At 55.9% G+C, this 20,314-nt stretch carries 18 protein-coding genes; 10 read left to right on the forward strand and 8 right to left on the reverse strand.

Annotated elements, in window-relative coordinates; genetic code table 11:
* Positions 1 to 2: 2 nt before the first annotated feature.
* The 4 genes from H5P30_RS05395 to H5P30_RS05410 all read left to right on the forward strand — a co-directional run bounded on the left by H5P30_RS05395 (position 3) and on the right by H5P30_RS05410 (position 2,668).
* On the forward strand, positions 3 to 242 hold the full coding sequence (locus tag H5P30_RS05395) for a ribbon-helix-helix protein, CopG family (protein WP_185691929.1): 240 nt from the start codon (positions 3 to 5) through the stop codon (positions 240 to 242).
* Complete coding sequence (locus H5P30_RS05400) at positions 239 to 568, forward strand: type II toxin-antitoxin system PemK/MazF family toxin (protein WP_185691930.1); 330 nt, start codon at positions 239 to 241, stop codon at positions 566 to 568. Before H5P30_RS05395 ends, H5P30_RS05400 begins: the two co-directional genes overlap by 4 nt.
* Before the next feature lie 322 nt (positions 569 to 890).
* A complete protein-coding gene (locus H5P30_RS05405) occupies positions 891 to 2,294 on the forward strand; it encodes a sugar transferase (protein ID WP_185691931.1) in 1,404 nt (467 codons plus the stop codon).
* A 152-nt stretch (positions 2,295 to 2,446) separates the two neighbouring features.
* Positions 2,447 to 2,668, forward strand: a complete 222-nt coding sequence (locus H5P30_RS05410; RefSeq protein WP_185691932.1) for a hypothetical protein — start codon at positions 2,447 to 2,449, stop codon at positions 2,666 to 2,668.
* Between the two features lie 75 nt (positions 2,669 to 2,743).
* Here the strand turns inward: H5P30_RS05410 and H5P30_RS05415 are convergent, their stop codons facing one another.
* Positions 2,744 to 3,955: a DegT/DnrJ/EryC1/StrS family aminotransferase gene (locus tag H5P30_RS05415; protein ID WP_185691933.1), complete on the reverse strand. Its 1,212-nt coding sequence runs from the start codon at positions 3,953 to 3,955 to the stop codon at positions 2,744 to 2,746.
* 750 nt (positions 3,956 to 4,705) lie between these two features.
* Between H5P30_RS05415 and H5P30_RS05420 the strand changes: the two genes are divergently transcribed.
* Both H5P30_RS05420 and H5P30_RS05425 read left to right on the forward strand, forming a co-directional pair.
* Complete coding sequence (locus tag H5P30_RS05420) at positions 4,706 to 6,541, forward strand: polysaccharide biosynthesis protein (RefSeq protein WP_185691934.1); 1,836 nt, start codon at positions 4,706 to 4,708, stop codon at positions 6,539 to 6,541.
* An 885-nt stretch (positions 6,542 to 7,426) separates the two neighbouring features.
* A complete protein-coding gene (locus tag H5P30_RS05425) occupies positions 7,427 to 8,623 on the forward strand; it encodes an AAA family ATPase (protein ID WP_185691935.1) in 1,197 nt (398 codons plus the stop codon).
* A 621-nt stretch (positions 8,624 to 9,244) separates the two neighbouring features.
* Here H5P30_RS05425 and H5P30_RS05430 read toward each other — a convergent pair.
* The 5 genes from H5P30_RS05430 to H5P30_RS05450 are packed head-to-tail and all read right to left on the reverse strand — an operon-like array spanning position 9,245 to position 13,640.
* Positions 9,245 to 11,392 carry an HAD-IIIC family phosphatase gene (locus H5P30_RS05430; protein WP_185691936.1) on the reverse strand — a complete coding sequence of 716 codons (2,148 nt, stop codon included), beginning with the start codon at positions 11,390 to 11,392 and terminating at the stop codon, positions 9,245 to 9,247.
* A gap of 11 nt (positions 11,393 to 11,403) precedes the next feature.
* On the reverse strand, positions 11,404 to 11,628 hold the full coding sequence (locus H5P30_RS05435; protein WP_185691937.1) for an acyl carrier protein: 225 nt from the start codon (positions 11,626 to 11,628) through the stop codon (positions 11,404 to 11,406).
* A 13-nt stretch (positions 11,629 to 11,641) separates the two neighbouring features.
* Positions 11,642 to 12,724, reverse strand: coding sequence for a 3-oxoacyl-ACP synthase III family protein (locus H5P30_RS05440; protein WP_185691938.1), 1,083 nt, complete (start codon positions 12,722 to 12,724; stop codon positions 11,642 to 11,644).
* Entirely contained in the window at positions 12,724 to 12,966 is a 243-nt protein-coding gene (locus tag H5P30_RS05445; RefSeq protein WP_185691939.1) for an acyl carrier protein, read from the reverse strand. The genes H5P30_RS05440 and H5P30_RS05445 overlap by 1 nt, the downstream gene beginning before the upstream one ends.
* Positions 12,963 to 13,640, reverse strand: a complete 678-nt coding sequence (locus H5P30_RS05450) for an acetyltransferase (protein ID WP_185691940.1) — start codon at positions 13,638 to 13,640, stop codon at positions 12,963 to 12,965. Before H5P30_RS05450 ends, H5P30_RS05445 begins: the two co-directional genes overlap by 4 nt.
* Before the next feature lie 187 nt (positions 13,641 to 13,827).
* Here H5P30_RS05450 and H5P30_RS05455 point away from each other — a divergent pair, with 187 nt between their 5' ends.
* The 3 genes from H5P30_RS05455 to pyk all read left to right on the forward strand — a co-directional run bounded on the left by H5P30_RS05455 (position 13,828) and on the right by pyk (position 17,330).
* Entirely contained in the window at positions 13,828 to 14,787 is a 960-nt protein-coding gene (locus tag H5P30_RS05455; protein WP_185691941.1) for a transposase, read from the forward strand.
* Between the two features lie 319 nt (positions 14,788 to 15,106).
* On the forward strand, positions 15,107 to 15,889 hold the full coding sequence (locus tag H5P30_RS05460; protein WP_185691942.1) for an MBL fold metallo-hydrolase: 783 nt from the start codon (positions 15,107 to 15,109) through the stop codon (positions 15,887 to 15,889).
* Positions 15,890 to 15,905: 16 nt separating this feature from the next.
* Positions 15,906 to 17,330: a pyruvate kinase gene (pyk, locus tag H5P30_RS05465; RefSeq protein ID WP_221774285.1), complete on the forward strand. Its 1,425-nt coding sequence runs from the start codon at positions 15,906 to 15,908 to the stop codon at positions 17,328 to 17,330.
* A gap of 57 nt (positions 17,331 to 17,387) precedes the next feature.
* Here the strand turns inward: pyk and H5P30_RS05470 are convergent, their stop codons facing one another.
* Both H5P30_RS05470 and folE2 read right to left on the reverse strand, forming a co-directional pair.
* The gene (locus H5P30_RS05470; RefSeq protein WP_185691943.1) at positions 17,388 to 17,915 is read right to left on the reverse strand and encodes an NUDIX hydrolase; all 528 of its coding nucleotides are present in this window, start codon (positions 17,913 to 17,915) and stop codon (positions 17,388 to 17,390) included.
* Positions 17,896 to 18,861: a GTP cyclohydrolase FolE2 gene (folE2, locus tag H5P30_RS05475; RefSeq protein ID WP_185691944.1), complete on the reverse strand. Its 966-nt coding sequence runs from the start codon at positions 18,859 to 18,861 to the stop codon at positions 17,896 to 17,898. Before folE2 ends, H5P30_RS05470 begins: the two co-directional genes overlap by 20 nt.
* Positions 18,862 to 19,200: 339 nt before the next feature.
* Here folE2 and H5P30_RS05480 point away from each other — a divergent pair, with 339 nt between their 5' ends.
* Positions 19,201 to 20,307 (forward strand): aminopeptidase, encoded by a 1,107-nt coding sequence (locus H5P30_RS05480; RefSeq protein ID WP_185691945.1) that lies wholly within the window; start codon positions 19,201 to 19,203, stop codon positions 20,305 to 20,307.
* The last annotated feature ends 7 nt before the right edge of the window (positions 20,308 to 20,314 follow it).

The raw sequence follows: 20,314 nt of genomic DNA on the forward strand, positions 1-20,314 counted from the left end.
TCATGCAGAGTTCAATCACGACGAGCATTCGACTGAGTCCCCGATTGAGGAAGGCGCTGGAGCTTCGCGCGAAGCGTGAAGGAAGGGGGAAGAATTGGGTAATTTCCCAAGCGTTGGAAAGCTATTTGGAGAGTTCCGATGTCGATGAATTGGCTGCCGAAGCGCGGCGCCAGTCCATTCTTGCCTCGTCGCGAAGTACGGAAGACTGGACGGTTGGGGCGGATTGGGAAGATTGGAAGTGAAGAGGGGGGATGTGGTGCTATGCGTGATCGCGGGTGATTACGGAAAACCTCGTCCAGCGGTTGTCATCCAGTCTGATCTGTATAATCCCACGCACTATTCGGTGTCAGTGTTGCCGATCACCTCGCATTTAGTGGATGCCCCACTTTTCAGGGTCGATCTGAAACCGGGGAAGCAGAATGGGTTGAGGAAGAATTCGCAAGTGATGGTCGATAAGATTACCGCGATTCGGAGAGACCGCATCAAAGAGTCGATTGGCCGCCTCAGTCCAGGGGCAATTGCGAAGATTGAGGAGTGCCTTGAGCATTTTCTCGATCTGTCCGCCTAGTTTTTTTTGATTCGCAGTTCATTCTTCACAACTCGCGATTCCCGAATTCTCTTCAAGTTTCCAATTCACCCTTCATCCCTCAAAGCACCGCCTGCCGTCTACTGACCTCTGACTACCAACCACTGATTTCTGTTCTCGCTCCACCGTTTACCGACAGCCGATCACCGTCCACCGACCACCGACCACCGACCATGGCCCTTCAGGTTTCCGATTCATCCTTCATCCCTCGAAACACCGACCACCGACCACCCGATTCCCGCTTGTCTTCGCTCGGTAAGATTGCCCTAATGGGCATTCTGTTTTCCCGAAAGGGAGGCTCCTCATGAGTAAATTGACACATTTTCTTCGAAGCGTTCTCGCGGGTCCTCTCGCATTGGCGTTCTTGGATTATTGCATTGCTTATGTCGCCATCATCGTGGCCTTGAAGTTGGCTCCAAAGTTTCGGGTCGATATTCTGGAGGGGATCGCCCCAAACACGCAGCTTTTCTCGTTCTGGTTCGTACTTCCGGTTCTCACGGTGATCGGAGCTCACATTTCAGGGCTTCACAATCACCTCCAGATTCGTTCGCGGTTGCGGATTATCGCCCTCTCTGCAATTACCCCGGTCATCGGGCTGATCTTTTTCGGCGTATTTTTTGCCATTGTTCAGTTTGAACTTCTGGGGCGGGTGGTCTCCGGGCTTTACTGGCTCTTGGCTTTTGGGGGAATTGCTTTTTCGCGTTTGTTTGCCTGGAGCTACCAGTCGGGCGCGATTCACCGAATCATGGTTTTTGGAGAGCAGAGTAATTACTTCAGCATGCAGAATCGGCTGTACGCGACGCGGCTGCCCTTACGGGTTGTTGGATTCACTAATACGAAGCGCAACGCGGAGGGTGGGAGCTATGAAGATGAGGGGAAGACGGGATTTCTCCGTCCGGCCGACATGCCGCTCGCCGAGTTTTTTGAAAAGATGGAGGTCGATGAAGTTCTCGTCGATACGCCCCATGAACTTTCGGAAGGGGATCGGGATGGGCTGATGACCTGCATGGCTAGAGGGATTCGGGTCATGAATCTGAACTACTTTTTTGAGCGGCGTTTGCTCCAGGTATTCTCTTCGAACCTGAGCGAGAATTGGTTTTGGTCGCAGGACCCGGTCTACTTTCATCCCTTTTTCTTCGCGGCGAAGCGCGCGGTCGACCTCTTCCTCAGTCTCTGTGGGCTTCTCTGTCTTGTTCCGGTCTTCCCGTTCCTGGCCTTGGCCATCAAGCTGCAGGACGGCGGGCCGATCTTCTATCGCCAGACCCGTTGCGGGCAATACAACCAGCCCTTCACCATCTACAAGCTGCGGACCATGCGTCAGGATGCCGAAAAGGACGGAGCGGCTTGGGCTCAGAAAGGGGATTGCCGCGTCACTCGTCTCGGGCGCTTTCTCCGAAAGACTCGCTTCGACGAAACTCCCCAATTTTGGAATGTGCTCAAAGGGGACATGTCCTTCATCGGCCCCCGCCCCGAGCGCCCGGAAATGATCGACGAAATCGAAGAGGAAGTTCCGAACTATTCCTACCGCCACTTGGTCAAGCCCGGCATTACCGGCTGGGCCCAAATCAATTACGGCTATGGCGCTTCCATCGCCGACGCCCGCAAGAAGCTCGACTACGATTTGTATTACCTGAAGTACGCCAGTGTTGTCTTGGAGATCCAAATCCTCCTCGGCACTGTAGTGGCCATGGTCAAAGGCGCCCGGTAGGAGCGGGGGGACGACAGGGATGAAGGGTGAATAGGAAACCTGATGGGGGAAGACCGAAACTTACCCCCAGGCTTCCAGCCTGTGATTTTGAATATCCGCTCCGGGCCGGCAGGTGAGACTCATTGGTACAGTTCAGATATCCGTCTAACGCAATGCACCATTTTCATTTTACCATTCGCCATGAGTCCTTCGCCATCCAGTATCCACCCCAACACAGGCAGGCTGCCTGTGGTACATTTGGATTGCCCAATCTGCCGAGCGAAACCACAGCATTTGCCGACAACCGACAACCGACAACCGACAACCGACAACCGACAACCGACAACCGACAACCGACAACCGACAACCGGATCCCCACCCGCGCTAATTCGTAATCTCTCTGCATTGACTAACTTCCGAACTTCAAAGCTTCCCAACTTCCCAACGCCCGCATTTTTCCGATTCATCCTTCACCCTTCGCTCCGATGCGCTTTGAGCGTCTGGGACACGACTTGAATCACGCGGTTGCGTTCATCCGGGGTGAGCCCAGATCCGCTGGGGAGGCAGAGGCCGTGAGAATACAAATCTTCGCTGACGCTTCCGCCGAAAATCCGGTTCTCTCGGTAGAGAGGCTGGAGGTGCATGGGTTTCCAGAGCGGACGGGATTCGATGCCTTGAGCGTCGAGCGCCTTGCGGAGGAGGTCTGGGGTGACTGCGGTTGCGGACGGATCGAGGAGCAGGCAGCTGAGCCAGTAGTTGGGTTGCCCGGTAGCTCCGTAGGGGATCCAGCGGATCTCCGGATACGGGGCCAGCGCTTCTTGGTAGGCGACAAAGGTTTGTTGGCGGCTGGAGATCAGGTCGGGGAGGCGGGATAACTGCCCGCGGCCGATTGCGGCGGTTAGATTGCCCATCCGGTAGTTGAACCCGACCTCTTCATGTTGGTAGTGGGGGAGGGGCTCCTTGGCTTGGGTGGCGAGGAAGCGGGCCCGATCCGCGTCGGATTGATTTTTGGAAATGAGCATCCCGCCCCCACCAGTGGTGAGCAGCTTGTTTCCGTTGAAGGAGAAAATCCCGTAGTCCCCCTGGAGCCCGGCGGGTCCGTTGAGCGGATCGTCATGCGACGTCGGGTTTTGGTAAACGGTCCCCACCGCTTCGGCGGCATCTTGGATGAGGGAAATGCCATGAGCTCTACAAAGTGGAGCGATGCGACCGTAGTCGGCGCATTGGCCGTATAAATCCGTGCAGATCAGCGCGCGCGCGGGAGCGCCTTCCCGGGAAAGGGTCTCGAGGGCTTCGGCGAGGCAGTCCGGATCGAGATTCCAAGTGGACCGGTCACTGTCGAGAAAAACGGGCTCGGCGCCACAGTAACGGACGGCGTTGGCGCTCGCGACAAAGGTGAAGTCGGAGACCAGCACTCGGTCGCCAGGCTCGATCCTCGAAAGAAGGAGGGCGAGGTGAAGGGCAGCGGTGCCAGAGGAGAGGGCGGTGCAGAAAAGGTCATCCCTAGGCGAACCGTCGGGATGGTATTCCCGAGAGGCCCCCGATAGATAGCGGACCATCTCGGATTCAAACGCATCGATCTCCGGCCCCACCGGAGCCACCCAGCCCGAATCGAAAGCCCGAAGAAGAGCCTCCCTTTCCCGTGGGCCAACATCCGGCGGCGAGAGGTAAATACGATCCATCGAAATCTATCTATCGCGAATCCTCCCCTCGAAGCAACTACCTTTGCCGCAAGGCAAACCGACTACAGACTGCCAGTGATCCCCAGTCCACCGCCCTTACGCGAAACAGGCAAGCTGCCTGTTCTACATTCAAAGTACCACAGGCTGCTAGCCTGTGATTTCGGATACCAAGCCGCCAGTGGGCAAAATCAGCCCTTCGCGGAATAACACGGATGGTCCCCCAAAGTAGTGAGAGCTTCCAGCTCTCTCATCTCCCGATGAGGTACAAAACAATTCCCGCCCCCGCGGGTGAAAAAGGTACCACAGGCTGCCAGCCTGTGTCCCCAACGCGCCCCCAGAAGTCATCCGAACCCCGCAACATAGGCAGCCTGTGCTACAAATGGATTTTCGATCCCCGTAGTCCAGATTCACCCTATTCATTCCGCAATCCGCCATGAGTCCTTCGCCATCAAGTATCCACTGCAACACAGGCAAGCTGCCTGGGGTACATTGGGACTTGTCCCATCCACCGAACGAAACCACAGCATTTGCCGACCACCGACCACCGACCACCGACCACCGACCACCGACCACCGACCACCGACCACCGACCACCGTCCACCGACCTTCAGGTTTCCGATTCACCCTTCATCCCTCAATCACCCTTCATCCCTCAAAACAACTTTACCCGTCTAAGATTCTATTTACAGTTCCCCTGTCTACTTAGTCTTTCTGTGCTCTTGGTTTTCTTCAGCTCTCTTCATCGATAAGATGATTCGAATCGTTCTGCTTGCCTTGGTCTATTCGGCCCTTTTTGTCGCGGCGTTGTTGCTGGCTTACGAGGTGCGATTTGATTTTTTGATCCCGGAGTCCTATCGGGATCAGCGTTGGTGGGCGCTCCTCTATGTCTTGCCTCTCAAGTTGCTGGCCCTCTTTTGCTTTGGGCAGTTTCGGGGGTTGCTATCTTTCTTTCGGGTTCCGGATTTGAATCGGACCTTTGCGGCTCTGTTTTTGTGCAGCCTGATCTTTTTTGCGATCCGGATATTTCCTGCTCCCGGTTTGGTGGACATCCCCCGCGGGATCATTCTCGCTGATCTTTTGTTCTCCACGGTCGGGCTGGTCGGATTTCGGATGGTTTTGCGAATCTACCGGGAAAAGAAAGGGGCGGGGCCACGGGAAAAACATCAACGCCATCGGGTGGTGGTCATCGGTGCGGGTTCGACGGGAGCCGCTCTCGCTGCGGACCTTTTGGCCCGTCCTCAGCTCGGGTTGCATCCGGTTGTTTTCCTCGACGACGACCCGGAGAAGAAGGGAAGGCAGATCCACGGGGTTCCCATCTGGGGAAATCCGGAACAGTTGGAGGATGCCGCTGAACGCTTTTCGGCTACTCGGATTGTCATCGCGGTGCCAACCCTCCAGGCGCGGCGAATTCGCGAAATTTTGAAGACCGCCGGAAACGTCGGGTTGGAGACGGTGATTGTCCCGAGCCTCCACGAGCTTTCGAGCGGACGGATCCGTGTTGAAGAGATGAGGCGGGTTGAGGTGGAAGATCTCTTGGGGCGGGAGTCGGTCCCGATCAAGGTCGACCTCATTCGAAAGATTGTCGAAGGGCAGACGGTTCTCGTTACCGGAGCGGGTGGAAGTATCGGCTCTGAACTGGTGCGCCAGTTGGCGACCCTGTCCCCGAAGAAACTGTTGTTGATCGACGCGGCCGAGAATGCCCTCTTCGAGATCGTAGAAGAGATGAGAGAGGGGTTTCCCGGGGTGGACCTGGAATCGTGGGTGCTCGATTATCGAGAGTGGGCGATCACTCGCCGCATTCTGGAAACGCAGCCGCCTTCGGTGATCTTTCATGCAGCTGCCTATAAACATGTTCCCCTGATGGAGTCCCAGCCTCGGGAGGCTGTCCTGAACAATTTTCTCGGGACCTACCAACTGTCGAAGCTCGCCATCGAGTTTGGGGTGGAGCGCTTTGTTCTCATCTCGACCGATAAGGCGATCAACCCGACGAGTGTGATGGGCTGCTCGAAGCGAATGGCCGAAATCGCTCTCCAGAGCCTTCAAAGGGAATCGCAGAATACGAAGTTCCTTGCGGTGCGTTTCGGAAATGTTCTTGGCTCCTCCGGGAGTGTAATTCCCACCTTTCGACGCCAGATCGCCCGGGGCGGACCCGTGACCGTGACGCATCCAGAGGTCACCCGCTATTTCATGACCATCTCTGAAGCGGTAGGCCTCGTCTTGCAGGCGGCTTCGCTGGGGGAGGGAGGCGAAATCTTTCTCCTCGAAATGGGCGACCCCATCAAGATCATCGACCTCGCCCGACAGATGATTCAGCTGAGCGGATACGAGCCGGAAACGGAGATTGAAATTGAGATCACCGGTCTCCGTCCGGGAGAAAAATTGTTCGAAGAACTGAACTACGACACCGAGACCTCCGACGAAACCAATCACCCCAGAATCCGTCGTCTCCAATGCCTCTCGGCGAGGACGGAAAGGTTTGAAGAGTGGATCGCCGAACTCGAAAAAGACCTCCTCACCCTCTCCCGGGAAGAGCTAAAGAAAAAGATCGCCGAGCGGGTCCCCGAATACCAACCCTTCGTCGAATAACCCACGCGGCTCCCCCAAAAGTAGTGAGAGCTTCCAGCTCTCTCATCTCCCGATAGGGTCCAAAACAATTTCCGCCCCCGCGGGTGAAAAAGTGTCCCCCAGGCTGCCAGCGAGTAATCCTGAGCTCGTCGAAGGGCCTGCGATTTCGGATCCCAAGCCGCTAGTGGAGAAAACCAGCCCTTCGCCGAATAACCCGAACGGTCCCCCAAAGTAGTGAGAGCTTCCAGCTCTCTCATCTCCCGATAGGGTCCAAAACAATTTCCGCCCCCGCGGGTGAAAAAGTGTCCCCCAGGCTGCCAGTGAGTAATCCTGAGCTCGTCGAAGGGCCTGCGATTTCGGATCCTAAGCCGCTAGTGGGGAAAACAAGCCTTTCGCCGAATAACCCGAACGGTACCCCAAAGTAGTGAGAGCTTCCAGCTCTCTCATCTCCCGATAGGGGTACAAAACAATTCCCGCCCCCGCGGGTGAAAAAGGTACCACAGGCTGCCAGCCTGTGTCCCCAACGCGCCCCCAGAAGTCATCCGAACCCCGCAACCCAAGCAGCCTGCGAGTGCGACAAATGGATTTCCGATCCCCGTAGTCCAGATTCACCCTATTCATTCCGCAATCCGCCATGAGTCCTTCGCCATCAAGTATCCACTGCAACACAGGCAGGCTGCCTGTGCTACATTGGGACTTGCCCCATTCGCCAACCGAAACCACAGACTTTGCTGTCCACCGTCCACCGTCCACCGTCCACCGTCCACCGTCCACCGTCCACCGTCCACCGTCCACCGTCCACCGTCCACCGGCCACCGACCACCGACCTTCAGGTTTCCGATTCAGGGTTGTTTTAGATTAACGATTTGACGAAATGTATGCTTTTTTGTCAAATAATTGATCAAAATGTTGATATCATCAATTCTAGAGTTGGACCGTAGGGCCAAAGAACTCGGTCGCCGTCGTGGGTTGAGGCGGGCGTTGTTTGCTTCGCTGAGCGTGGATGACGGGCGCCACTTTAATGGAATTGTCGGTCCCAGAGGAGCTGGCAAAACGATTCTTTTGCAGCAGCTCGCGGCCTCGACCGATGACAGCATCTACATTTCGTTGGACACATTGCCGCGCGATGTGGATCTGTATGCGTTGGTTCGGGAACTGGCCGAAGGGTATCAATACCGACGGTTTTTTTTGGACGAAATTCATTTCGCCGACAAGGGGTTGGGGGCTCTGAAGCAAATTTATGATTTTTTGGATGTCCGAATTTATTTTACGAGTTCGGTTGCGCTGCGAATCCGAGAATCCGTTTACGATCTGGCGCGACGCGTCAAATTACATGCGCTCGATTATTTTTCGTACCGGGAGTATCTTGAGTTTAAGCATGGCGAAGTCTTGCCGCGCTTGGAATGGAACGCTCTGCTGGAGGGAGCGGTCGCACCGGAGTATCTACGGGCGGGTGATCGCTTTGGTTCCTATCTGGCCGGCGGTTTGATTCCTTTCGCATTGGAAGAGCCGGATCCTTTTCCTCTACTTGAAGCGACCTTGGAGGCGATCATTGCAAAGGATATTCCGAATTCCCTGAGGTTACGGGTGGATGAGTTGGAGACTCTACGCCGGATGATCGCCTTTGTCGGTCGATCGGATGTGGACGGAATCAACTACAGCAGCCTTTCCAGTAATCTCGGCATCACCAAATACAAGGCAGAGCAATACGCGGCGGCCTTCGAGAATGCGTTCATTCTGCAGCGCATTTTTCCCGCGGGGACCAATGTCCTGAAAGAGCCGAAAGTTCTGCTGATGCCCCCAATCCGAAGGCTGTATCGCCCGCTCGAAGAAGTGCGTGGAGGTCTACGGGAAGACTTTTTTGCACTGGCTATGCGCCAGGCGGGACGGGAGCTGAACTACTTGAAATCAACGCGGGGTGCGAAAACCCCCGATTTCCTGCTGCAGTTGGATGGCCAAAACTGGGTTTTCGAGATTGGTGGGAAGGGAAAAGGACGTAGCCAATTCAAGGGAGTTCGAGCCGATCGTAAGATCGTCATGGCCGATGGAGGGGGCTTCGCTACCGATCGAATGCCCCTGCACTTGGTTGGCTTCTTGGCGTAGCCGTGTTTTCCGCCAAAAGTGACTGAAATCGCACGGTCCCTTTCGTTCATCGCCATCGCTCCCAGAGCTTTGCGCGGGCGATGCCGGAAGAAATCCCCGACGATCGTGTCACGGAGAAGTCAGTCGGAACATCGAATTTTCAAGGTTTGATGGTTGCGGTGCTGGGCGGAATCAAAGCCGCGCAAGGCGCAAATTTTAGATGCGGTGAACCCGAATACCCAGAGTTCTCTTAGCGTACCACAGGCTGCCAGCCTGTGATGGAGGTGCCGCCTGAGCGGCCCCCAAAGTAGTGAGAGCTTCCAGCTCTCTCATCTCCCGATAAGGTCCAAAACAATTCCCGCCCCCAGAAGCCATCCGAACCCCGCAACCCAAGCAGCCTGCGAGTGCGACAAATGGATTTCCGATCCCCGTAGTCCAGAATCAATGGATCCACGATGCACCATACTCATTTAGCAATCCGCCATGAGTCCTTCGCCATCAAGTATCCACTGCAACACAGGCAAGTTGCCTAGGGTACGTTTCGACTTGCCCAATCCACCGAACGAAACCACAGCATTTGCCGACCACCGACCACCGACCACCGACCACCGACTTTCAGGTTTCCGATTCATCCTTCCTCCCTCAATCACCCCCAACCGTCCGTTGAAACAGAAACACTCCGTCTTTCTCCCCGATGGCTTCAAAACCATGCTGTCGGTAAAAGTTGGAGACGAGATCATTCTTGGGGGTGGGGCGATAGATGCCTTGGAGATGGGTCGCTCCGGATTGACGGGCGGCTTCGGTGACCGTCTCGAGCATCTGGGCCTCAAGTTTTCGGCCAATGACGCGGCAGCTCATGAGAAAGCTGTCGAGGGTCCAAGTGGTCTCGCCGCACTCGGCGATCACCAGTCCCACCAGTCCGTTGTCGCCAAAGCGGTCTTCGAGGGCAAACCACTGGGTCCAGATGTGAGGATCATTGACAAGGCGTTCTAGCTGCTCGGGAGAGTGCCGCCGTGAAGTCAGGTTAAACTGATTGGTGCGCTGGATGAGTTGGGCAATCCGTTGCAGGTGAAGGGAGTCAAATGGGCCCGATCGCACCTGCATCTGTAAACTGGCCAAATAACTTTCAAGGGAGGGCGCTTCCTCTTTCGCTTGGTTGCGTAGTTTCTGCGAGCGATACAGGGCGTGGCGGTTGCGATCTTCTGCGGAGACGTGCAGCGATTCAAACCAGCGTCCCCGGTCGAGGGTTTCTACATAGCGGGTGGGATCGTCGGGGAGTTGAACGACTGCGACCTCAGGATGGCGACTCCGGATCCAGTCGCACTCTACGGGGCTGTCGTCGACAAAGACGAGACTGTCGAGCCCGAGGTTGATTTGTTTGGCGATTGCCCGGAGGTTTTGGTCCTTCGGATCCCAGTTCGCGACAAAGGCGACGAAATCATTGAGCCGAAGTCGCATTCCGTCGTGAGTTTCAAACGGGATGCGAGCTTCGGTTTCGTTGTTTTTGGAACAGACGGCGAGGAGAATTCCCCTGGCTTTGAGTTCGAGGAGATATTCCTGGAAAGCGGTGAAGGCTTCGCCAGTCGGAGTCTCCGGGCCTACCTGAATCCCCTCAATGCCATCTTCTCCGATGACGCCTCCCCAGAGAGTGTTGTCGAGGTCGAGGACGAGGACTTTGCGGGTTTGGCCGGCTTGGGCGCGGAGGAGGGCGGTAATCTCGTCGGCGAGTGCCGGGACTGCCGGAGTGGCTGGATGCTGGCGGGCGATGTGCCAAAGGCGATCGTCGTTCCAAATGGTTTCACCTAAACCGGATTGTAGACGGCCGCTGTCGAGAAAGTTAACGAACGGTGGGGGCGAATTTAGAATCTCTGCATTCAGCTGGTGAATACGTGCCGAGAGTCCGGAGCGGAGGGTTGTGGAAAGGTTTCCGTCGGAGGGATGGTGCGGCAGGTCGCAGGTTTGTTGGAGGATCCGGCAGGAGTGGTTTGCTGTGATGGCGGTCCAGCGGTCTCGAATGGATTGGGCCTGACGGTCGATCCAGGTTTCGGCGGATTCGTTCTCGGAGAGAGGTTCGAGCTGACGGTAATTGAGTCCGAGGATGACGACGTCGGGGCGAAACTCGTACAGAGGGGAGTCGGGATCCCGAATAAACGGGGTCACGTTGTCGAAGGGAGGAGTCAGGAGCTTGAGCTGTATCCCGGAGGCGTATCCCTTGGCGGTGAGAATGGGGAGGATCAGCTGCGGGGCACTGCTGAAAAGAAAGGCAACCTTGAGGGGGATGAGTTCGGGAAGTGTGTCGGCCTTCTCAATACGGCGATAGAGACGGGCCGCTTTTTGGAGGAGGCTGTAGTCGCGGGATTCCCGGGTGGCGGTGCTGAGCCATTGCCAGGCGTCGTCCCATTGGATTGCCTTGATGGCGCATTGGGCCGCGTCGAGGAGAAGGCGCGGGGAGAGGGGTTGCGGGATCAAGCCTCGATAAAACGAAAGTGCCTGTGAGGGATCGCTGGCCGCGGTGAGGGCGCGGGCGAGTAGCCACTGGCTCGGAGGGTTTTGCGACCATGGGCCAGGGATGGAGAGGAATCCAGCCTCCTGCAGGGCAGGAAATGATTCCGTTTGTTCGCAGAGGCGGAGAAAGGCATCGATCCACTCTTCCCGGATCTGGGGGAGTGTGCCGGCGTTTGAAGCCCAGGTAGAGAGGAGTTGTTCGGGGGATGCACTCTCCAGAAGGCGAACCAGAGTCGATTCGGGAAATCGCTGCAGGTGTTCCAGGGAGAGTTCGAGAGACGACATCGGAGAAGCCTCTATTCGGGAAGGTGGTCGAGGAGCTGGCGAACGGAGGTCAGGTTTCCGACGAGCTGAGTCGGGAGGTTGACCCCAAAGTTTTCCTCAACAGCGAGAGCGATCTGAACCGTCGCAACGGAATCCCAGTCTTCGCTGTCGGCCTGCGAAAACTCCTCCGTGAGGACCAGTTCGTCGTCGTCGAGAACGTCGCGAAAGATGGTTTGAAGGCGGAGGAGAGTCGACATGGTGGTGGAGTTCTTAGGCGTCTTGAGCGGAGAGGAGGGTCGGATCGAATTCGACGGAATCTTCAGGGGCTTTCCCGAGGGCACTCGACCAGACGAGGGAGGTGACACTCCATGAGAGGCCGTTGCCAAAGGAGGCCAGCAGGACCCGTTGTCCGGGTTTCAGTCGTTCTTGCCTCCAAGCCTCGTTGAGGAGGATGGGGGTGGAGGCTCCGGCGAGATTTCCAATCTGCTCCATGAAGTAGAAGCGTTTATCTTCGGGGACTTTGAGAGCTCGGTAGATCAGATCGACCATGGTCTTGTTCGCTTGGTGCAGAAGGACGAGGTCAATCTCATCGAGGGTCCAGTCGTGCTGCGAGAGATAGCTCTCAATTGCTGTGGGGATCGTTTTCAGGGAGAAGTGAAAGACGGCGGGGCCGTTCATGCAGAGCTGCTCAGGAGTGCGAACACTGCCGGAAGAATCGGTCTCCTCGGTCTGAGTTGCTGGGGAGCGGGGCTGCCGCATGCCGGAGGCGGGGATGACGATTTTCCGGCTGCTCTTTCCATCCGTTCCCATGAGGCAGCCTTCGATGCCTTCCTCCCCTTCGATTCGCTGGAGAATGCAAACGGCCGCTCCGTCGCCGTGGAGCGGAACGAGGCCACGATCTTTGGGGTGAACGACAGTGGAAACGGCATCGGCATTGCAGAGAAGGGCCGTTTTCGCGAGGCCGGCGGTCAGCATCGAGTGGGCGACGGCGAGGCAGTAGGGGAAGGCGGAGCAGCCGAGGTTGATGTCAAAGGCGCCGCATTCCTGCTTGAGTCCGAGACGGCCGTGCAGGTCGCAGGCGGTCGCGGGAATTTGATAGTCCGGGGTTTGGCTCGCAAAAATCAGAAGGTCGATGTCCTCCCTTTGGAACTTTCCGCGGGCAAAGAGGCGTTGGGCGGCGACGAAGGCCAGGTCGGAGGCCGTTACCCCAGGCGGCACCACCCGGCGATTGTGGATGCCGGACATCTTGGTGATCGATGCGAGCTGCTTGGCGTCAAAATTTTCGAGAAGATCGGCATCCGTCCTTTCGTTGGGGGCCAGGCAGTAGTGCATGTCGAGGATGGCGGAGCTCATCACTCTTCGATGGGTTTTCCCTGCTCGCGGGCAAAGGTGAGAATGTCCTGAAGGGTCTGAAGCTCTTGGGTCTTTTCTGGTGGAACACTCAGTCCAGCTTGGTCCTCGAGCTCGGCCATCAGGAGAACGACTTTCAGGGAGTCGTAAACACCTTGGTCTTGAAAGGGGGTTTCGAGGGTTAGACTAGACCCTTCGATCTCGAATAGGTCCGCGATGGTGGCACGTAATTCTTCTAGTTTCATGGGGTCGAGGATTCGGGTAGAGGATGGCGGGTGCGGATGCGGGCGGGAACTCCCATCGCCACCGCTCCGTCAGGAATGTTGGTGAGTGCAAAAGAACAGGCTCCGAGCACGGCATGCGCGCCAACGGATTTATTGGGATAGACCACCGCATTGGAACCAAGGTAGCCACACTCCCCAACCGTAACATGTCCGAGAACCCGGCCCCCGGGAGCGACTTGGGAGAAATCGGCCATTTCCGTGTCATGCCCAACGGAACTTTGGTTGTGAACGATCACATGTCGGCCAATCTTTGCCGTCGGAGAAATATTGGAGCAGACCCCAACGTAGCACCCCGCACCCAGTTGAATGTCTTCAGCAACAGCGGCGGAAGGGTCGATGAGCGTTTCAGGGATCCAACCAAGGGACTCCGCTCGGCGAGCCACATCGCGACGAGTCGCATTGTTCCCGATCCCAACCTGAAAATAGACCGGACCTTGAAGAGAGGAGGCGACGTCGTCCATCCCTCCGAGAACCGGAAAGCCACTGATCGTCTTTCCGAGCAGCTTCCGGTCATCGTCGCAGAAACCGAGAATCTCGTAAGTGGGCGCAACCTTGTTGATATTCTTCGCCAGCCACAAGACTTCGACACCGTGCCCGCCAGCACCAATGATCACAAGTGGTTTTGTTGAGGACATTTCGATTCAGGACGAGAAGTGGGATGATAGTGAAGAATGCATAACTTAAGACCAGCAAGGCGGAGAAATCAATCCGGCTCTGTGCCGGTAGGACAGAAGTCTTCCGTTTTACGGTGTTCAGGGTAATTGATTTTACCTGGTTAAATCTGTTTGACGAAAAGACAAAAGATCTTAATTTAGCTCAATCATGAAAAGGAAAGTTCGGAAAAAAGTCGAAGGGCAGACGGCTTACTATCATTTGATGAGTCGGACCGTGAACGGGGAGGCTTTGTTTGGAGATCGGGAGAGGGAGGTTCTGCGGAAGATGATTTGGCAGGTAGCCGATTTTTCCGGGGTGCGTGTGGTGACTTATGCGGTGATGAAGAACCATTTTCATCTAATGGTGGAGGTGCCTCCGGTGACGGAAGTTTCGGATGCGGAATTGCTTCGACGGTATCGGAGGCTTTATCCGAAGCCGACTCCTTGGAATCCGATGAGGGCGGAGGTTTTGGAGAAGACTCTGGCCGAAGATGGAGAGGAGGCAGAGATCCTGAGGAAAAACCTCACGCGTCGGATGCATGACATTTCGTGGCTAATGAAAACGCTCAAGCAGCGCTTTACCCTCTGGTTTAATCGGTCGAGAGAGCGGTTTGGGCCGTTGTGGTGTGAGCGGTTCAAGAGTGTATTGATTGAGGGGGATCGCTGGGCTTTGCGCACGGTGGCTGCCTATATTGATTTGAATGCAGTTCGCGCCGGGCTGGTCGAGGACCCGAAGGACTATCGTTTTTGCGGATACGGCGAAGCTATGGGCGGAAGCCGTTTGGCTCGCAAGGGGCTGATGGTGGTGGATCGAGATCTGGCTGGATACCGACAAACCCTTTATGGCTCTGGAGGGGGAGAGAAAGAGGGAAAGGTCGCGATTGATCGCGAGGAAGCGGTTCGAGTCTTGGAAGAGGAAAAAGGGAAACTGCCCCTTTCCGTCATTCTCCGCTGCCGGGTGAGGTATTTTGCGGACGGAATTGTCCTGGGCTCTCCTGAATTTGTAGATGATCATCTGAAATCCGAGCAGGATGGCCGTCTTCGTCCCCGCAAGCCTCTGCAAATGCGCGGAGCCGATTGGCGGGGGCTCTCGGTGGGGAATGGAATGAGAAAGAACTTATTCGGGTAGGGCTCGTCGTCTCCCAGTTTCGGACAAATTCCGCAGCGCACTCAGCACCCTAGATGGTTGGGTGAAGGGCGGAGCTTTGGCGAGAGAATTTTGCGAGAGCCGATTTGATCGGAGTCTCTGCCGGCTTCCTCCAACATAGCCTCTCCGCGAATGGAGGAAATCTGTTCCTCTCCGTTTCTTTTGGCAAAAACTGAAGCCAATGCCCTGTTGTCAGTTATTTTTAACCAGGTAAAATATTTGGTGAAGATCTGGAAACAAGTGTGGGGGGTCGAAGAAAACGTTTGCCGATAGCGTCTGGCAGGAGTTTGTTGATTCTTTAATGGAGGGACGGTTTCATATTCTCGGTTCAAGCAGCGCAGGGAATTGTGCTTTGCTGGAAACCGAGGAGTCGCGCATTTTGATCGACGCGGGTTTTTCGGGGCGCCGGACGGTGTCGATGCTGCGGGAGATTGGAGTGGAACCGGAAGATCTCGATGGGGTGTTTATTACTCACGAGCATAACGACCATTCGGCCGGTGTGCGGGGTTTATCGAGATTTCAGGAGATTCCGTTCTTTGCCAATCGTGATACCGCGGAGGGCTTGCAGGGAAAGCTGCAGCGGAAAGTTTCTTGGAAAGTTTTCGAGACGGGCCAGCCCTTTGTTTTTCGGGATTTGGAAATTCGTCCGGTCGGGATTCCTCACGACGCTTATGATCCGGTGTGCTTCCTTTTTTCCTGGGGGCGGGATGATCTCTTTTCTCCACGGCGCAATCTTGCTTGGGTGAACGATCTTGGACATGTGCCCCCAGCGGTCTACTCGGTTCTTGCCGAAGCGGATACCTTGGTGATCGAGGCGAATTACGACGAGGATATGCTGGAGAATGATATGAAGCGGCCGTATTCGCTCAAGCAGCGGATTCGTAGCCGACATGGTCACCTCTCCAACCGGGCCACATTGCAGGCTTTGCGAGCAGTCGAAAAACCTCGCTGGAAACAACTTTTTTTCTCACATTTGAGCCGTGATTGCAATGCGGTCAATTTGGTCGAAGACACCTTTGGCCCTTTCTGCGAATCCTGCCCCTCGGCGGTGCAAATGACTGTTGTTCCGCCGCACCCCGCTTAACTAGCAGATACGGATTATGCACCATCGAAATACAAAAATTATTTTCACGATCGGACCCGCCACCGACACGCCCGAAATGCTTCGCGCCTTGATTCGGGAGGGAGTGGATATTTGCCGAATTAATATGGCTCACGCTCCTCGCGAGGATTTGGCCGGGATCGTTTCTCGCGTTCGCGAGGCCGGAAAGGATGAGGGGCGTGATATCGCGATTATGGTCGATATCAAGGGCCCGGAAATTCGGACCGGTGAAGTCTCTGAACCACTACAACTCAAGGCTGGTGATTTGCTCGATCTCGCCTGCTCCGAAGATGCTGATGAGCAGCCTGATGTGCCACTGGTTCAGGTGAATTATCCCGGGCTGATCAACGACTTGAAGGAGGGGAGTTCGATCCTCGTGGACAATGGACTGCTTCGCTTCAAGGTGCTCAAAAAGACCGAGAGCCGCCTCCAGTGTGAGGTCGAGATCGGAGGGAAGATGGGCAGTCGCCGTCACATCAATCTGCCGGGCACTCATGTCAGTCTCCCCGCTCTGACCAAGAAAGATTACTTGGATATTGAATTCAGTGTCGCGGCGGGAGTGGATTTCTTTGCCCAATCATTTGTTCGGGAACCTGAAGATGTAGAAAGCTTTCGGCGGGTTCTGTCCGAGAAAGGAAGTTCGGCCCGGATCATTGCAAAGATCGAGGACCAGCAGGCCATTTCGAATCTCGACGATATCATCCGTGCCTCAGATGGGTTGATGGTTGCTCGCGGGGACCTCGGAATTGAGTGTCCCTACGAGGATCTTCCGGTGATCCAAAAGCGCGCGGTGACAACTTGTATCCGCTTGCGCAAGCCGGCGATCGTGGCGACTCATATGCTTGAGTCGATGATCGAGAATCCGGTGCCGACCCGTGCCGAAGTTTCGGACATCACCTATGCGGTCGCAGAGCGAACGGATGCCATCATGCTTTCCGGGGAAACAACCGTTGGAAAGTTCCCCTTGGACTGTGTCCGCGTCTTCAAGCGCATCGCCGAGACTACCGAGAAACTCGACAATGTGGCCACTCGGGTGCCATTGGATTTGCGGAATCCGAAGAGCAAACTCGTTCGCTCGGCCGCGCGTCTGGCCGAGGATGTGGACAACGCCAGCGTGATTGTTTTCACCCGCGCGGGAAATCTGCCGCAGACCGTGTCCTCTCTCCGTCCAGTGGGGACGCCGATCTTCGCGTTTACGGATCAGCCTCATTTGGTTCCGCAGATGCGACTGATTCGCGGGGTCCATCCGTTTCTCATTGATTTTGCCGAGGACGGGGAAACCACGATTCAGAGTGCATTCCGACTCCTCACCGAGCACGGCTATGTCGCTGTGGGTAGCTGGGCGGTTTTGATCACCACGGTTCTTCGCCGCAAGCGTCTGGTCGATGGGCTGCAGCTGCGCCAAGTCGATCCCCAGGAATAGGGTTCGCCAGATTTTCTATTTTCTGCCGGGGCGAAAGCCCCGGGCAGAGGTGGTTTGTTACTCGCCTCGCTTGCGAAACAAGTCCCAGAGATAGAGAAACGAGAGAGAAAATTCTCGCGGAGCCCGGTCGATCCATGCATCGACCTCCGCGGGTTGTTTCCATGCGCCTCCTGAAACTTCTTCCGGATCCGGGACGATTGGGCCGTCGTAATTGAGAATCTGGTAGAGGCGAACAAACTCGTGGCCAGTCTCGCGAACGGCGGAGATGGCTTGGATTTCCTCGAGATCGGCGTTTTGGCCGTCGATTCCCAGCTCTTCGCCGAGTTCGCGCCGGGCGGCGGTCTCGTAATCCTCCCCGGAATCCACGTGACCCGAGCAGGAACTCACCCACCGATTGGGAGCGGTATCTTTCGTTGCGGAACGCTTTTGAAGATAGAGGGCTCCGTCGGAGCGAAAGACAAAGACGTGAATCGCCCGATGAAGCAGCTTCTTTTTGTGAACCTGGCTGCGGGTCTCTTTCCCGATGACGCGGTCATTTTCGTCGACCACGTCGAACCATTCATTGTCAGCAGATGAGTTCGCCATAATTGTCCATACCTCCAGAAAGATCGGTAGAGAGGCCTTTCGCGATCGTGGCGACCGCGTCATGCGAGTGAAGCGATTCGAGGTGGGAGCAGGAGACTGCGAAGGCGGCAATTCCTGGAACTTCGTCAAGGGCCGCGTAGACCAATCGGGCCGCGTCCTCGACGAACTTCTGATAGGCTCCGTTGAGTTCAGCGAAGGCCTGCTCGTCAAGTCGGCGAACCATGGACTGCGTCTCCGTCGATAGAGCCTCTTGGCAAACCTTGACCAGGCCTTCGGGAGTGATGGTGTCGTCTTCGCTCGGGACGGCGCGAATGCGGGCCCGACTGCGCTGGGAGTGCGGAATGGCAAAGACTCCGCGGGTTTCCCGGGCGTGCTCGGAGAGGTCCGAGGAGCAAGGGCAAGCCGAGGAGTAGACAAAGCCGATCTGGAGCATCCGGGTGTAGACCCCTTGTCCGGAGATCCGCCCTTCCATGACCACATCGTAATACTGGTAGCCCTCGAGTCCGCTGCGAAGACTGGATTGAAGGGTCGGCATCGAAAAAGAGATGCGTAGACGTGCGGATTCGGAATCGAGTTTCTTTTGGTAGTCCTCCAAGACTCGGCGGATCATCCCAAAATCAACGACCTCCTCGCGGTGTTCGTAAAAAACCCGGATGATGCGCGACATGTTGATCCCTTTCCGGTCCGCGTTGAGGCTGACTCCCCCGAAGATGGAGGCCTCGAGAGTCGTGATGCTACCATCGTCCATCCGGAAACGCAGTGGCAGCCGGAAGTTCGACGAGCCGACTTCCTGAATGGCCACGCGTGCACCCTGGATCTCGGTCGCACGGAGATTCTGGGTGTCGGGGAGACCCTGGACATATTCTTGGGCAGGCCGGAACGAAGGGTCGAAACCCATTTGCGGTTTTGGCTCAGTGCCGGTGGACGATGCGTCGCTGGAAGACATAACTCGGAGGAATATAGAAACGAAACGTTTCACTATGGCAGGGTTCGCTGAGATGACAAACGGGAAAGACAGTGATTTTTGGAGGGCGGTCGTGGAATCGGTAGCTCCCATGCCAGACATTCAGGTTTTGGGAACGTTTGCCGTGTCAATATATTAAACCAGGTTAAAAAGGTATTGATTGCTGGGTGTGCATGTCGAAGTAGGGGAATGATAGATTCAAGATTTATGCGCAGAATGTTAAATATCATTTACTGCGAATGGCGCAGAGCCGTGGTCTCTCTGCTCGGGAAATCGCGTTTTCCTTGCTCGTTGCGGTAGTTATTCCCAACCTCTGAGACTATGGATCCACGATATGAGGAATTGGCCCGGGGACTCACGGGGTTTTCGGTGAACGTGAAAAAGGGCGAGCATGTCCTGATTGACGCGGGAGGGATTCCGGAGGAGATGGTCATTGCTTTGGTTCGGGAAGTGCGGAAGCGCGGAGGGGTTCCTCATGTTTCTTTGCGGAACGAGCGAGTATCGCGGGAGTTGCTGATTGAGGGCACGAACGATCAATACGGGGCGGATAACGCTTGGGAGCTTTTTCGGATGAAAAAGATGGATGCCTATATTGCTCTGCGCGGATCCGGTAATGTGTTCGAGACGGCTGACATTCCTTCGGAGAAGATGAAGATGTACTCGAAGAAGATGAAGCCGACCCTCGATTATCGGGTGAAAAAGACCAAGTGGTGCATCCTTCGGTGGCCCAATCCGTCGATGGCACAGCAGGCGAAAATGAGCACGGAGGCGTTTCGGGATTTCTATTTCAATGTCTGCACTCTGGATTACGCCAAGATGAAGCCGGGCATGGCGGCGTTGAAGCGCTGGATGGAGAAGACGGACGAGGTTCGGATCAAGGGTCCGGGCACCGATCTGCGATTCTCGATCAAAGGGATCTCGGCGATTCCATGCGGGGGGCAGTTCAATATCCCCGACGGGGAGGTCTTTACCGCGCCGGTGAAAGATTCGGTCGAGGGGACGATCAGTCACAATGCGCCGACCGTTTATCAGGGCGTGGCTTTCGAGAAGATCAGCCTCACCTTCAAAAAAGGGAAAATCGTCGAGGCGACCGGGAGTGACACGAAGCGTCTGAACCAGATTTTGGATTCGGATCCGGGTGCGCGTTACATCGGGGAGTTTGCCATTGGATTCAATCCGCACATTCGGGAGCCCATGGGGGACATTCTTTTCGACGAGAAGATCGACGGCTCTTTCCACTTCACCCCGGGGCAGGCTTATGAGGAGGCCGATAATGGCAATCGCTCTCAAGTCCACTGGGATATGGTCTCGATTCAACGAAAAGAGTTTGGCGGCGGCGAAATCTGGTTCGATGGGAAACTCATACGCAAGGACGGTGTCTTTGTGCCAGCCGGATTGAAGAAATTGAACCGCGAAGCGCTTCTTTGAGCCCCAC

This window comes from Puniceicoccus vermicola, assembly GCF_014230055.1.
GTDB classification, from domain to species: Bacteria; Verrucomicrobiota; Verrucomicrobiia; order Opitutales; family Puniceicoccaceae; genus Puniceicoccus; species Puniceicoccus vermicola.

Coding starts and splice junctions, on each gene's coding strand:
- H5P30_RS05395 (WP_185691929.1), top strand. CDS start 3: ATGCAGAGTTCAATCACGACGAGCATTCGACTGAGTCCCCGATTGAGG.
- H5P30_RS05405 (WP_185691931.1), top strand. CDS start 891: ATGAGTAAATTGACACATTTTCTTCGAAGCGTTCTCGCGGGTCCTCTC.
- H5P30_RS05410 (WP_185691932.1), top strand. CDS start 2,447: ATGCACCATTTTCATTTTACCATTCGCCATGAGTCCTTCGCCATCCAG.
- H5P30_RS05415 (WP_185691933.1), bottom strand. CDS start 3,955: ATGGATCGTATTTACCTCTCGCCGCCGGATGTTGGCCCACGGGAAAGG.
- H5P30_RS05420 (WP_185691934.1), top strand. CDS start 4,706: ATGATTCGAATCGTTCTGCTTGCCTTGGTCTATTCGGCCCTTTTTGTC.
- H5P30_RS05425 (WP_185691935.1), top strand. CDS start 7,427: ATGTTGATATCATCAATTCTAGAGTTGGACCGTAGGGCCAAAGAACTC.
- H5P30_RS05430 (WP_185691936.1), bottom strand. CDS start 11,392: ATGTCGTCTCTCGAACTCTCCCTGGAACACCTGCAGCGATTTCCCGAA.
- H5P30_RS05435 (WP_185691937.1), bottom strand. CDS start 11,628: ATGTCGACTCTCCTCCGCCTTCAAACCATCTTTCGCGACGTTCTCGAC.
- H5P30_RS05440 (WP_185691938.1), bottom strand. CDS start 12,724: ATGAGCTCCGCCATCCTCGACATGCACTACTGCCTGGCCCCCAACGAA.
- H5P30_RS05445 (WP_185691939.1), bottom strand. CDS start 12,966: ATGAAACTAGAAGAATTACGTGCCACCATCGCGGACCTATTCGAGATC.
- H5P30_RS05450 (WP_185691940.1), bottom strand. CDS start 13,640: ATGTCCTCAACAAAACCACTTGTGATCATTGGTGCTGGCGGGCACGGT.
- H5P30_RS05455 (WP_185691941.1), top strand. CDS start 13,828: ATGAAAAGGAAAGTTCGGAAAAAAGTCGAAGGGCAGACGGCTTACTAT.
- H5P30_RS05460 (WP_185691942.1), top strand. CDS start 15,107: ATGGAGGGACGGTTTCATATTCTCGGTTCAAGCAGCGCAGGGAATTGT.
- pyk (WP_221774285.1), top strand. CDS start 15,906: ATGCACCATCGAAATACAAAAATTATTTTCACGATCGGACCCGCCACC.
- H5P30_RS05470 (WP_185691943.1), bottom strand. CDS start 17,915: ATGGCGAACTCATCTGCTGACAATGAATGGTTCGACGTGGTCGACGAA.
- folE2 (WP_185691944.1), bottom strand. CDS start 18,861: ATGTCTTCCAGCGACGCATCGTCCACCGGCACTGAGCCAAAACCGCAA.
- H5P30_RS05480 (WP_185691945.1), top strand. CDS start 19,201: ATGGATCCACGATATGAGGAATTGGCCCGGGGACTCACGGGGTTTTCG.